The sequence below is a fragment of the Paracoccus sp. S4493 genome, assembly GCF_000967735.1.
Taxonomy (GTDB): domain Bacteria; phylum Pseudomonadota; class Alphaproteobacteria; order Rhodobacterales; family Rhodobacteraceae; genus Paracoccus; species Paracoccus marcusii.
This window is the reverse complement of record NZ_JXYF01000016.1, coordinates 1-14,124: the sequence shown is the minus strand read 5'-3', so window position 1 is coordinate 14,124 and position 14,124 is coordinate 1. Positions and strand designations below refer to the sequence as shown.

The window sequence follows — 14,124 nt, the reverse complement described above, 5'->3', positions numbered from 1 at the left end:
CCCTGCATTCGTAGGTGCGTTCCGGGGGCCCCGACCCGGACGCGCGCGAAGACGAAAGGTGACAAGACCCCATGGCGCAAGCTTATGTCGGCCAAAAGCGGATCCGCCGCTATTATGGCAACATCCGTGAAGTTCTGGAGATGCCGAACCTGATCGAGGTTCAGAAATCCTCCTATGACCTGTTCCTGAACTCGGGCGAGGGCAGCGGTCATAACGATGGTGACGGCATCCAGGGCGTGTTCCAGTCGGTGTTCCCGATCAAGGACTTCAACGAGACGGCCACGCTGGAGTTCGTCAAGTACGAGCTGGAGAAGCCGAAATACGACGTGGACGAGTGTCAGCAGCGCGACATGACCTATGCCGCGCCGCTGAAGGTCACCCTGCGTCTGATCGTGTTCGATGTCGACGAGAACACCGGGGCGAAATCCGTCAAGGACATCAAGGAACAGGACGTCTTCATGGGCGACATGCCCCTGATGACGACGAACGGCACGTTCATTGTGAACGGCACCGAGCGCGTGGTCGTGTCGCAGATGCACCGCAGCCCGGGCGTGTTCTTCGACCACGACCGCGGCAAGACCCATTCCTCGGGCAAGCTGCTGTTCGCCTGCCGCATCATTCCCTATCGCGGCTCGTGGCTGGACTTCGAATTCGACGCCAAGGATCTGGTGTTCGCGCGCATCGACCGCCGCCGCAAGCTGCCGGTGACGACGCTGCTCTATGCCCTTGGCATGGATCAGGAAGCGATCATGGACGCGTTCTACGAGACCGTGACCTACTCCCTGCGCCGCGAGGGGCGCGAGCAGGGCTGGGTGACGCGGTTCTTCCCCGAGCGCGTGCGCGGCACCCGGCCTGCCTATGACCTGGTGAACGCCGATACCGGTGAGGTCATCACGAAGGCCGGCGAGAAGGTCACCCCGCGCCTGGTGAAGAAGCTGCTGGAATCCGAAGAGCAGCTGAACCTGTTCGTCCCGTTCGAGCGCATCGTCGGCCGCTTCGTCGCCAAGGACATCGTCAACGACCAGACCGGCTTCATCTATGCCGAGGCCGGCGACGAGATCACCGCGGAATACGACAAGCAGGGCGAGATGACCGGCGGCCTGCTGAAGGTGCTGCTGGACAACGACATCACCGACGTGCCGGTTCTGGACATCGACCACGTCAACGTGGGTCCCTACATCCGCAACACGATGGCGGCCGACAAGAACATGGGCCGCGAAGGCGCGCTGATGGACATCTATCGCGTCATGCGCCCGGGCGAGCCGCCCACCGTCGAGGCCGCGTCGAACCTGTTCAACTCGCTGTTCTTCGACAGCGAGCGTTACGACCTGTCCGCCGTGGGCCGGGTCAAGATGAACATGCGCCTTGATCTGGACGCCCCCGACACGCAGCGCACGCTGCGCCACGAGGACATCGTGTCCTGCATCAGCGGCCTGGTCGAACTGCGCGACGGCAAGGGCGAGATCGACGACATCGACCACCTGGGCAACCGCCGGGTGCGTTCGGTCGGCGAGCTGATGGAGAACCAGTACCGCGTCGGCCTGCTGCGCATGGAGCGTGCCATCCGCGAGCGCATGTCCGGCGTCGAGATCGACACCGTCATGCCGCAGGACCTGATCAACGCGAAACCCGCAGCGGCGGCGGTGCGTGAATTCTTCGGCTCGAGCCAGCTGTCGCAGTTCATGGACCAGACCAACCCGCTGTCCGAAGTGACGCACAAGCGTCGCCTGTCGGCCCTAGGGCCGGGCGGTCTTACGCGCGAACGCGCAGGCTTCGAGGTTCGCGACGTCCACCCGACCCATTACGGCCGGATGTGCCCGATCGAGACGCCGGAAGGCCAGAACATCGGCCTGATCAACAGTCTTGCCACCTTTGCACGGGTGAACAAGTACGGCTTCATCGAGACGCCCTATCGCAAGGTGGTCGACGGTCACGTGACCGACGACGTCGTCTACATGTCCGCGACCGAGGAGATGCGTCACACCGTGGCGCAGGCCAACGCGACCCTGGACGAGAACGGCAACTTCACCGACGAGCTGATCTCGACCCGCCAGTCAGGCGACTTCATGCTGAACCCGGTCGATGCGGTCGACCTGATCGACGTGTCGCCCAAGCAGCTGGTTTCGGTCGCGGCGGCGCTGATCCCGTTCCTTGAGAACGACGACGCCAACCGCGCGCTGATGGGCTCGAACATGCAGCGTCAGGCCGTGCCTCTGCTGCGTGCCGAGGCGCCGTTCGTGGGCACCGGCATGGAAGCCACCGTGGCGCGCGATTCGGGCGCCGCGATCATGGCGCGCCGCGGCGGCATCATCGACCAGGTCGATGCGCAGCGGATCGTGGTCCGGGCGACCGAGGACATGGGCGCGGGCGACGCGGGCGTGGACATCTATCGCCTGCGCAAGTTCAAGCGTTCGAACCAGTCCTCGACCATCAACCAGCGCCCGCTGGTGAAGGTCGGAGAAAAGGTCGTGGCCAACCAGGTCATCGCGGACGGTCCCTCGACCGACCAGGGCGAACTGGCGATCGGCCGGAACGTGGTCGTGGCCTTCATGCCGTGGAACGGCTACAACTACGAGGACTCGATCCTGATCTCCGAGCGGATCCACCGCGACGACGTGTTCACCTCGATCCATATCGATGAATACGAGGTTGCGGCCCGCGACACCAAGCTGGGGCCGGAGGAGATCACCCGCGACATCCCGAACGTGGGCGAAGAAGCCCTGCGCAATCTGGATGAAGCCGGCATCGTCTATATCGGCGCCGAATGCGGTCCGGGCGACATCCTGGTGGGCAAGATCACCCCCAAGGGCGAAAGCCCGATGACGCCGGAAGAAAAGCTGCTGCGCGCCATCTTCGGTGAGAAGGCGTCCGACGTCCGCGACACCTCGCTGCGTCTGCCGCCGGGTGCCTATGGCACGATCGTCGAGGTCCGGGTGTTCAACCGCCACGGCGTCGACAAGGACGAGCGCGCCCTGCAGATCGAGCGCGAGGAAGTCGAGCGTCTGGCGCGCGACCGCGACGACGAACAGGGCATCCTGGACCGCAACATCTATGCGCGTCTGAAGACCCTGATCCTGGGCAAGACCGCCCTGAAGGGGCCGAAAGGCATCAAGTCGGGGACCGAGATCACCGAGGAGCTGCTGGGCACCATGTCCCGCGGCCAGTGGTGGCAGCTGGCCGTCAGCGAAGAGGACATCGCCAAGGATGTCGAGGCGCTGAACGGCCAGTACGACACCCAGAAGAAGCTGCTGGAAGCCCGCTTCGAGGACAAGGTCGAGAAGGTCCGTCAGGGCGACGACCTGCCGCCGGGCGTGATGAAGATGGTCAAGGTGTTCGTCGCCGTGAAGCGCAAGCTTCAGGCGGGGGACAAGATGGCCGGTCGTCACGGCAACAAGGGCGTCGTGTCCAAGGTCGTCCCGATGGAGGACATGCCGTTCCTTGCGGACGGCACCCCCGTCGACCTGGTTCTGAACCCCCTGGGCGTGCCGTCGCGCATGAACGTGGGTCAGATCCTGGAGACCCACATGGGTTGGGCCAGCCGCGCCCTGGGCCTCAAGATCGACGAGGCGCTGGAAGAGTATCGTCGCAACGGCGACATGACTCCGGTCCGCGAGGCGATGCGCATCGGTTACGGCGACGAGCTGTATTCCGAGATGTTCGACGGCCTGGACGACGAGACCCTGCGCGAGCATGCGGGCACCGTCCGCACGGGCGTGCCGATCGCGACGCCGGTCTTTGACGGCGCCAAGGAGGCCGACGTCAACGACGCGCTGACCCGTGCCGGGTTCGACACGTCGGGCCAGTCGGTGGTGTTCGATGGCCGTTCGGGCGAACAGTTCGCCCGCAAGGTCACCGTGGGCATGAAGTACGTCCTGAAGCTGCACCACCTGGTCGACGACAAGATGCACGCGCGTTCCACGGGTCCGTACTCGCTGGTCACGCAGCAGCCCCTGGGCGGCAAGGCCCAGTTCGGCGGCCAGCGTCTTGGCGAAATGGAGGTCTGGGCCCTGGAAGCCTATGGCGCGGCCTACACGCTGCAGGAAATGCTGACGGTCAAGTCGGACGACGTCGCCGGCCGCACGAAGGTCTACGAGTCCATCGTCAAGGGCGAGGACAACTTCGAGGCGGGCGTGCCGGAATCGTTCAACGTGCTGGTCAAGGAGGTCCGGGGTCTGGGCCTCAACATGGAACTCCTGGATGTGGACGAGGACGAGTGAGGGCCCGCGCCCTCACCACCCCTTCCTCCATGCCCTTCATTAGGAATTGAGAATGAACCAGGAACTCGCCACCAACCCCCTGAACCCGCTGGCCCCGCCGCGGCAGTTCAATGAAATCAAGATCTCGCTGGCCTCGCCCGAAGAAATTCTGGCCTGGTCCTTCGGCGAGGTGAAGAAGCCCGAGACCATCAACTACCGCACGTTCAAGCCCGAGCGTGACGGCCTGTTCTGCGCGCGCATCTTTGGTCCGATCAAGGACTATGAGTGCCTTTGCGGCAAGTACAAGCGCATGAAGTATCGCGGCCTGGTCTGCGAGAAATGCGGCGTCGAGGTGACCCTGCAGAAGGTCCGCCGCGAGCGGATGGGCCATATCGAGCTGGCCGCGCCGGTCGCGCATATCTGGTTCCTGAAGTCGCTGCCGTCGCGCATCGGCCTGATGCTGGACATGACGCTGCGCGATCTGGAGCGGATCCTCTACTTCGAGAACTATGTCGTCATCGAGCCGGGTCTGACCGACCTGACCTATGGCCAGCTGCTGTCCGAGGAAGAGTTCCTGGACGCGCAGGACAACTTCGGTGCCGACGCCTTCCAGGCGGATATCGGTGCCGAGGCCATCCGCGCGATGCTGTCGAACATCGACCTGGCGGCGACCGCCGACCAGCTGCGCGAGGACCTGAAGGCCGCCACCGGCGAGCTGAAGCCCAAGAAGATCATCAAGCGCCTGAAGATCGTCGAGAGCTTCCTGGAATCGGGCAACCGTCCGGAATGGATGGTCCTGACCGTGATCCCGGTCATTCCGCCGGAACTGCGCCCGCTGGTCCCGCTGGACGGCGGCCGGTTCGCCACGTCGGACCTGAACGACCTGTATCGCCGGGTGATCAACCGCAACAACCGCCTCAAGCGGCTGATCGAGCTGCGCGCGCCCGACATCATCGTGCGCAACGAAAAGCGCATGCTGCAGGAATCGGTCGATGCGCTGTTCGACAATGGCCGTCGCGGCCGCGTCATCACGGGCAACAACCGTCGTCCGCTGAAGTCGCTGTCCGACATGCTGAAGGGCAAGCAGGGCCGCTTCCGCCAGAACCTTCTGGGCAAGCGCGTCGACTTCTCGGGCCGTTCGGTCATCGTGACCGGCCCCGAGCTGAAGCTGCACCAGTGCGGCCTGCCCAAGAAGATGGCGCTCGAGCTGTTCAAGCCGTTCATCTATTCGCGGCTTGAGGCGAAGGGTCTGTCCTCGACCGTCAAGCAGGCCAAGAAGCTGGTCGAGAAGGAGCGCCCCGAGGTGTGGGACATCCTGGACGAGGTCATCCGCGAGCACCCGGTTCTGCTGAACCGTGCGCCCACGCTGCACCGTCTTGGCATCCAGGCGTTCGAGCCGATCCTGATCGAGGGCAAGGCGATCCAGCTGCACCCGCTGGTCTGTTCGGCCTTCAACGCCGACTTCGACGGCGACCAGATGGCCGTGCACGTGCCCCTGTCGCTGGAGGCGCAGCTGGAAGCGCGCGTCCTGATGATGTCGACGAACAACGTGCTGTCGCCCGCCAACGGCGCGCCGATCATCGTGCCGTCGCAGGACATGATCCTGGGCCTGTACTACGTCTCGATGCAGCGTGACGGCATGAAGGGCGAGGGCATGGCCTTTGCCAACATCGACGAGGTCGAGCATGCCCTGGCCGCCGGCGAGGTGCATCTGCACGCCAAGATCCAGGCGCGCCTGAAGCAGATCGACCAGAACGGCAACGAGGTCTGGAAGCGTTTCGAGACCACCCCGGGCCGCCTGCGGCTTGGCGGTCTGCTGCCGCTGAACGCCAAGGCGCCGTTCGAGCTGGTCAACCGCCTGCTGCGCAAGAAGGACGTGCAGGTCGTCATCGACACCGTCTACCGCTACTGCGGCCAGAAGGAATCGGTGATCTTCTGCGACCAGATCATGGGTCTGGGCTTCCGCGAGGCCTTCCGTGCCGGCATCAGCTTCGGCAAGGACGACATGGTCGTGCCCGACACCAAGTGGACCATCGTCGGCGAGGTCCAGGAGCAGGTGAAGGAGTTCGAACAGCAGTATCTGGACGGCCTGATCACCCAGGGCGAGAAGTACAACAAGGTCGTGGACGCCTGGTCGAAGTGCAACGACCGCGTGACCGAGGCCATGATGTCCACCATCTCGGCCAACAAGCGCGACGAGAACGGCGCCGAGATGGAGCCGAACTCTGTCTACATGATGGCGCATTCCGGTGCGCGGGGTTCGGTCAACCAGATGAAGCAGCTGGGCGGCATGCGGGGCCTGATGGCCAAGCCGTCGGGCGAGATCATCGAGACGCCGATCATCTCGAACTTCAAGGAAGGTCTGACCGTTCTTGAATACTTCAACTCGACCCACGGCGCCCGGAAGGGTCTGTCGGACACCGCGTTGAAGACCGCGAACTCGGGCTATCTGACGCGTCGTCTGGTCGACGTCGCCCAGGACTGCATCATCCGCGAGCATGACTGCGGAACCGAGCGCGCGATCACCGCATCCGCCGCCGTGAACGACGGCGAGGTCATCAGCCCGCTGGCCGAGCGCGTGCTAGGCCGGACCGCGGCCGAGGACGTGCTGGTGCCGGGCGAGGACGAGATCATCGTCCGCGCCAACGAGGTGATCGACGAACGCAAGGCCGACGCCATCGAGGCGGCGGGCGTGCAGTCCGTGCGCATCCGTTCGGCGCTGACCTGCGAATCCGAGGACGGGATCTGCGCGCTGTGCTATGGCCGCGATCTGGCCCGCGGCACGCTGGTCAACATCGGCGAGGCTGTCGGCATCATCGCCGCGCAGTCGATCGGCGAACCGGGCACCCAGCTGACGATGCGGACCTTCCACATCGGCGGCATCGCGCAGGGTGGCCAGCAGTCGTTCCAGGCCGCCTCGCACGAGGGTACGATCGCCTTCCGCAACGAGAGCATCCTGGAAAACGCCAATGGCGAGCAGGTCGTGATGTCGCGCAACATGCAGATTCTGGTCATGGACGATCAGGGGCAGGAGCGCGCCAGCCACAAGCTGTTCTACGGCTCCAAGCTGTTCGTGAAGGAAGGCGAGCGGGTCATCCGCGGCGCGAAGCTGTTCGAATGGGACCCCTATACCCTGCCGATCATCGCGGAGAAGGGCGGCATCGCCAAGTTCGTCGACCTGCTGTCGGGGATCTCGGTCCGCGACGAGACCGACGATGCGACGGGCATGACCCAGAAGATCGTCACCGACTGGCGGTCGGCCCCCAAGGGCAACGACCTCAAGCCCGAGATCATCATCATGGACGCCAACGGCGAACCGGTGCGCAACGACCAGGGCAACCCGGTCAGCTATCCGATGTCGGTGGATGCCGTGCTGTCGATCGAGGACGGCCAGGAGATCAAGCCCGGCGACGTGGTGGCCCGCATCCCGCGCGAAGGCGCGCGGACCAAGGACATCACCGGTGGTCTGCCGCGCGTGGCGGAACTGTTCGAGGCGCGTCGTCCCAAGGATCACGCGATCATCGCCGAGATCGACGGCTATGTCCGCTTCGGCAAGGACTACAAGAACAAGCGCCGCATCACGCTGGAGCCGTCCGAGGAGGGTCTGACCCCCGTCGAGTACATGGTGCCGAAAGGCAAGCACATCCCGGTGCAGGAAGGCGACTTCGTGCAGAAGGGTGACTACATCATGGACGGCAATCCTGCGCCGCATGACATCCTGCGCATCATGGGGATCGAGGCCTTGGCCGACTATCTCATCGACGAGGTGCAGGACGTCTATCGACTGCAGGGCGTGAAGATCAACGACAAGCACATCGAGGTGATCGTTCGCCAGATGCTGCAGAAGATTGAGATCCTGGACGGCGGCGACACCACGCTGCTGAAGGGCGAGAACGTCGAGCGTGACGAGTTCGTCGAGGAGAACGCCAAGATCGAGGCACGCGGCGGACGTCCCGCCACGGGCGAGCCTGTCCTGCTGGGCATCACCAAGGCCAGCCTGCAGACCCGCAGCTTCATCTCGGCCGCCTCCTTCCAGGAGACGACCCGCGTGCTGACCGAGGCTGCCGTCCAAGGCAAGCGCGACAAGCTGGTCGGTCTCAAGGAGAACGTCATCGTGGGCCGCCTGATCCCGGCGGGCACCGGTGGTGCGACCACGCGCGTTCGCCGCATCGCGACCGAACGCGACGCCGAGGTGATCGAGGCACGCCGCGCCGAGGCCGAGGCTGCCGCAGCCCTGGCCGCGCCCGAGCCGTCCTTCGCCACCCCGGCGGCCGATCCGGTGGATCTGCCGCAGGACGGCAGCGACGATTGATCGCGACGCCTGACTGATGATGCAAAGGCCCGGCACCCAGTGCCGGGCCTTTGTCTTTTGGGTTGACCGCCCTTGCGGGCTGCACATACTGCATCTGCCGTTCAAGGAACCGTGATGCGCATGCAAGCCCTGGGTCTGTGCCGTTTCCCCCTGCCGGTGCAGGGCGGGTTGCAGATCGTGGCACGAGACGCCCAGGCCCGCATGGGCCGCCATTCCGAACCCCTCACGATGCGGAAGGGCCAGCGTCGTCCGATTGTCGGCATGGTCCAGCCTTCCGTGTGTGACACCGATGGCGGAGTCGGCAATCAGGCCGATCGGGGCCTGTTGCGTCAGCATCCTGTCACTGTCGGCAATGCCGATGCGCGAGTGTCGATCGACCGGTCCAAGGCGCAGCCGACATCCGTGCCCGCACCGCGTCCCGCACGGGCAGGGCGGTTGCGGCACCCCGCGCAGGATGCCGACAGCGGGGATCCTCCGGCGGCCTGACCCGTCGCCGCAAGCCCCCTGCCATCCTGTTCCGGAAAGCCGCCATGTCCACGCCCCTGATGTCCCCGCTGCGCCGCACGCGGCCAGCCTCGATCCGGCCAGAACCGCTACAACCGGGCGACAACCTGCGCGGGGCAGGGCTGATGACGCTGTCGATGATGGGGTTCACCTGCAACGACGCGATCATCAAGTTCGTGGTCCAGGACATTCCGCTGTACCAGGCGATCACGCTGCGGGGGGTGTTCGTCCTGCTGGCCCTGATGGTCCTCGCGCAGCGTGCGGGGGGCCTGCGCCTGCGCATTCCGGCCCCCGCCCGCGCGCCGATGGTCCTGCGGCTGGTCGGAGAGATCGGCTCGACCCTGCTGTTCCTGAACGCGCTGCAGCGCATGGCCATCGGCGACCTGACGGCGGTGATGCAGTCGCTGCCGCTGGTGGTGATGCTGGGGGCGGCGCTGTTCTTCAAGGAGACCCTGGGCTGGCGGCGCATCCTGGCGGTGGGGGTAGGCATGCTGGGTGTGCTGATCATCCTGCGTCCGGGCAGCGGCACGTTCGGCATCTGGTCGCTGGTCGCGCTTGGGGCGATGCTGCTGGTCGCGGTGCGCGACCTGTCGACGCGCCAGTTCGGGCGCGACATCAGTTCGAACACCATCGCGTTCTATGGCGCGGTGCTGGTCACGCTGACCGGGTTCGTCCTCAGCCTGGGGCAGGGCTGGGTGATGCCGCAGCTGTGGCACCTTGCCCTGCTGGCCCTGGGCAGCGCCTTCCTGACCGTCGGTTACCTCTGCGCCGTGGCCGCCATGCGCGTCGGAGAGATCGCGGCCGTATCGCCCTTCCGCTATACCTCGCTGCTGATGGCCATCTTTCTGGGACTGGTGATCTTCGGCGACTGGCCGGACCTCTGGACCTGGGTCGGATCGGCCCTTGTCGTGGGGGCGGGCATCTATACCATCTGGCGCGAGGCTCAACTGGGACGGCGGCGCTGATGCGGGTGCAGATGCTGGGACTGTGCCGCTTTTCTTATCTGGGACTGCGCGGCTATCAGGTCGAACATGACAGCATCGCGGCGCGCCGTGCCTATCTGTACGATCCCGACCGGCTGGCCCGGCGCTGGCTGTGGTTCCAGACCGTGGCCCTGCCGGGTTGGCTGGCGCAGACTGATCCAGACTTCACGCTGGTGATCATGACCGGGCCGGACCTGCCCGAACCCTGGCTGGGCCAGCTGCGCGACCTGTGCGACCGGGTGCCGCAGCTGCGCCTGTCGCTGGTGCCGGCGATGGACTATCACCTGGAGGCCTGTCACGCGGCGGTGGCGCCGCATCTGGACCCGGATGCGCAGGTGATCGGTCATTTCCGCCATGACGACGACGATGCGGTGGCTGTCGATTACATCGCCCGCGCGCGCGCCGATTTTGCGCGCGTCAGCCCGCTGTGGCAGGTCGAGGGCAAGCTGTCGCTGGACTATGGGCGCGGCCTGATCATCGCGGCGCGCGACGGTCAGCTGAAGATCACCCCGCGGATCTGTCACAACATGGGGGTTGCGCTGACAATCTTCCTGGCGCCCGACGCACCGCGGACGGCGCTGCATTTCAACCACACCAAGCTGGCGCAGTGGATGCCGGGGGTTCAGGTGACGCGACCCCTGATGTTCATCCGCTCGATTCATGCCGACAGCGATTCCGGCGACATGGGGCCGGGCCTGCCCTGGCAGCCCGAGGAGGGCACGATGAACAGGCTGCTGCGCAGCCGTTTCGGCCTGCGCCGGGCGGATCTGGCCGCGCTGGCGCGCAGCCTGGGCTAGGCCGCAGGGCCATGGGGGCTTGTTGACAGGGGCGGGGATTCCCCCTATGACCACGCGACCCGGCGGGAAACCGCATCGGGTGCCAGAACCTGTGAGGTCAGGGTCCGGGCAGAACAGCCTCGATCCTCTGGAATTATGCCCGTCAGCCCTTTATGGGCGGGACGGGCTTGGCATTTTGCGATTCGCGCAGGATGCCGTCGAGAAGCGGCGCAACCGGTGGGTTGCGAGTATTGACAGAGCAAGACGGGGAACCGAATGCCGACGATCCAACAGCTGATCCGCAAGCCGCGGCAGCCGAGAGTGCAGCGGTCTAAATCCATGCACCTTCAGGGCTGCCCGCAGAAACGCGGTGTCTGCACGCGCGTCTACACCACGACGCCGAAGAAGCCGAACTCCGCTATGCGTAAGGTGGCCAAGGTCCGCCTGACGAATGGCTTCGAGGTCATCTCCTACATTCCGGGCGAGAAGCACAACCTGCAGGAACACAGCGTCGTGCTGATCCGCGGCGGCCGCGTCAAAGACCTTCCGGGTGTCCGTTACCACATCCTGCGCGGTGTGCTGGATACCCAGGGCGTCAAAGACCGTCGTCAGCGTCGTTCGAAATACGGCGCGAAGCGTCCGAAGTAAGGAGAGGCATCCATGTCACGTCGTCACGCCGCTGAGAAGCGCGATGTCCTGCCCGACGCCAAGTATGGCGATCGCGTGCTGACCAAATTCATGAACAACCTGATGGTTGACGGCAAGAAGTCGATTGCCGAGCGGATCGTCTACAACGCGCTGGAGCGCGTCGAGACCCGTCTCAAGCGCGAGCCCATCGAGGTCTTCCACGAGGCGCTGGAAAACGTGAAGCCGTCCGTCGAGGTGCGTTCGCGCCGCGTCGGTGGTGCCACGTACCAGGTCCCGGTCGAAGTTCGTCCGATCCGCCGCGAGGCGCTGGCCATCCGCTGGCTGATCACGGCCGCGGCCAAGCGCAACGAGAACACGATGGAAGAGCGCCTTGCGGGCGAGCTGTCCGATGCCGTCAACGGCCGCGGAACCGCCGTCAAGAAGCGCGAAGACACGCACAAGATGGCCGACGCCAACAAGGCGTTCAGCCACTACCGCTGGTAAGGCGAAAGGATCCACTTCATGGCACGCGAATATCAGCTTCCGCGTTATCGCAACTTCGGCATCATGGCCCACATCGATGCCGGCAAGACGACGACGACCGAGCGCATCCTTTACTACACCGGCAAGTCGCACAAGATCGGCGAAGTGCATGACGGCGCTGCGACCATGGACTGGATGGAGCAAGAGCAGGAGCGCGGCATCACGATCACGTCTGCCGCGACCACCACGTTCTGGCAGCGTCAGGAAGACCCCACGACCGAGGGGACTTCGGACACGAAGTACCGCTTCAACATCATCGACACCCCCGGCCACGTGGACTTCACCATCGAGGTCGAGCGTTCGCTGGCGGTTCTGGACGGCGCGATCTGTCTGCTGGACGCCAACGCCGGCGTCGAGCCGCAGACCGAGACCGTGTGGCGTCAGGCCGACCGCTACAAGGTTCCGCGGATCGTGTTCGTCAACAAGATGGACAAGATCGGCGCGGACTTCTTCAACTGCGTCCGCATGATCAAGGACCGCACCGGCGGCATCCCGTGCCCGATCGCCCTGCCGATCGGCGCCGAGGACAAGCTGGAAGGCATCGTCGACCTGATCAAGATGGAAGAGTGGGTGTGGGAAGGCGAAGATCTGGGCGCGTCCTGGGTCCGCAAGCCCATCCGTGACGAGCTGAAGGACCTGGCCGACGAGTGGCGCTCGAACATGATCGAGCTGGCCGTCGAGATGGACGACGCCGCCATGGAAGCCTACCTGGAGGGCAACGAGCCCGACGAGGAGACGCTGCGCGCGCTGATCCGCAAGGGCACGCTGTCGCTGTCGTTCTTCCCCGTCACCGCCGGTTCGGCGTTCAAGAACAAGGGCGTGCAGCCCCTGCTGAACGCGGTCATCGACTTCCTGCCGAACCCGCTGGACGTGCCGGCCTACATGGGCTTCACCCCGGGCGACGAGACCGAGACGCGCAACATCGAACGCCGTGCGGACGATGCGATGCCCTTCTCGGGCCTGGCGTTCAAGATCATGAACGATCCGTTCGTCGGCTCGCTGACCTTCACGCGCATCTATTCGGGCGTGATGAAGAAGGGCGATCAGCTGCTGAACGCCACCAAGGGCAAGCGCGAGCGCGTCGGCCGCATGATGATGATGCACTCGATCAACCGCGAGGAGATCGAGGAGGCCTTTGCGGGCGACATCATCGCACTGGCCGGTCTGAAGGACACCACCACGGGCGACACCCTGTGCGATCCGGCCAAGCCGGTGGTCCTCGAGACCATGACCTTCCCCGAGCCGGTGATCGAGATCGCCGTCGAGCCCAAGTCGAAGGCCGACCAGGAGAAGATGGGCCTGGCCCTTCAGCGCCTGTCGGCGGAAGACCCGTCCTTCCGTGTGGAAACCGATCTTGAATCGGGCCAGACGATCATGAAGGGCATGGGCGAACTTCACCTCGACATCCTGGTCGACCGCATGAAGCGCGAGTTCAAGGTCGAGGCGAACATCGGTGCGCCGCAGGTGGCCTATCGCGAGACCATCTCGCAGTCGGCCGACATCGACTACACGCACAAGAAGCAGACCGGTGGTACGGGCCAGTTCGCCCGCATCAAGCTGACCATCACCCCGACCGAGCCGGGCGAAGGCTATTCGTTCGAATCGAAGATCGTGGGCGGTGCGGTGCCGAAGGAATACATCCCCGGCGTCGAGAAGGGCATCAAGTCCGTCATGGACTCGGGTCCGCTGGCAGGCTTCCCGGTCATCGACTTCAAGGTCGCGCTGACGGACGGTGCGTTCCACGACGTCGACTCCTCGGTTCTGGCGTTCGAGATCGCGGCCCGTGCCGCGATGCGCGAAGGCCTGCGCAAGGCCGGCGCCAAGCTGCTGGAGCCGATCATGAAGGTCGAGGTCGTCACGCCGGAAGAGTATACCGGTTCGATCATCGGCGACCTGACCAGCCGTCGTGGCATGGTCCGGGGGCAGGACAGCCGCGGCAACGCGAACGTCATCGACGCCTTCGTGCCGCTGGCCAACATGTTCGGCTACATCAACAACCTGCGTTCGATGTCGTCCGGCCGTGCTGTGTTCTCGATGCAGTTCGACCACTACGAGGCCGTTCCGCAGAACATCTCGGACGAGATCCAGAAGAAATACGCCTGATCTTGCGGCGGGGCGTCACGCCCCGCCACTTTACAAGCATTGAAGAACAAGGAGCCATTCCATGGCAAAGGCAAAGTTTG

8 protein-coding genes are annotated in these 14,124 nt (G+C 64.9%); all 8 read left to right on the top strand.

Annotated elements, in window-relative coordinates; translation table 11 throughout:
- The first annotated feature begins 71 nt into the window (after positions 1-71).
- The 8 genes from rpoB to fusA all read left to right on the top strand — a co-directional run bounded on the left by rpoB (position 72) and on the right by fusA (position 14,044).
- Positions 72-4,217, top strand: a complete 4,146-nt coding sequence (rpoB, locus tag TW83_RS03405) for a DNA-directed RNA polymerase subunit beta (protein ID WP_045981374.1) — start codon at positions 72-74, stop codon at positions 4,215-4,217.
- Between the two features lie 52 nt (positions 4,218-4,269).
- Entirely contained in the window at positions 4,270-8,508 is a 4,239-nt protein-coding gene (gene rpoC / locus TW83_RS03400) for a DNA-directed RNA polymerase subunit beta' (RefSeq protein ID WP_045981373.1), read from the top strand.
- 114 nt (positions 8,509-8,622) lie between these two features.
- Positions 8,623-8,994 carry a hypothetical protein gene (locus TW83_RS03395; protein WP_045981372.1) on the top strand — a complete coding sequence of 124 codons (372 nt, stop codon included), beginning with the start codon at positions 8,623-8,625 and terminating at the stop codon, positions 8,992-8,994.
- Between the two features lie 44 nt (positions 8,995-9,038).
- Complete coding sequence (locus TW83_RS03390) at positions 9,039-9,977, top strand: DMT family transporter (protein WP_052714607.1); 939 nt, start codon at positions 9,039-9,041, stop codon at positions 9,975-9,977.
- A complete protein-coding gene (locus TW83_RS03385; RefSeq protein WP_045981371.1) occupies positions 9,977-10,792 on the top strand; it encodes a glycosyltransferase in 816 nt (271 codons plus the stop codon). The genes TW83_RS03390 and TW83_RS03385 overlap by 1 nt, the downstream gene beginning before the upstream one ends.
- Positions 10,793-11,047: 255 nt before the next feature.
- Positions 11,048-11,419 (top strand): 30S ribosomal protein S12, encoded by a 372-nt coding sequence (gene rpsL, locus TW83_RS03380; RefSeq protein WP_042252808.1) that lies wholly within the window; start codon positions 11,048-11,050, stop codon positions 11,417-11,419.
- 12 nt (positions 11,420-11,431) lie between these two features.
- Entirely contained in the window at positions 11,432-11,902 is a 471-nt protein-coding gene (rpsG, locus tag TW83_RS03375) for a 30S ribosomal protein S7 (RefSeq protein WP_042252807.1), read from the top strand.
- Between the two features lie 18 nt (positions 11,903-11,920).
- Positions 11,921-14,044 (top strand): elongation factor G, encoded by a 2,124-nt coding sequence (gene fusA / locus TW83_RS03370; RefSeq protein ID WP_045981370.1) that lies wholly within the window; start codon positions 11,921-11,923, stop codon positions 14,042-14,044.
- Positions 14,045-14,124 lie beyond the last annotated feature (80 nt).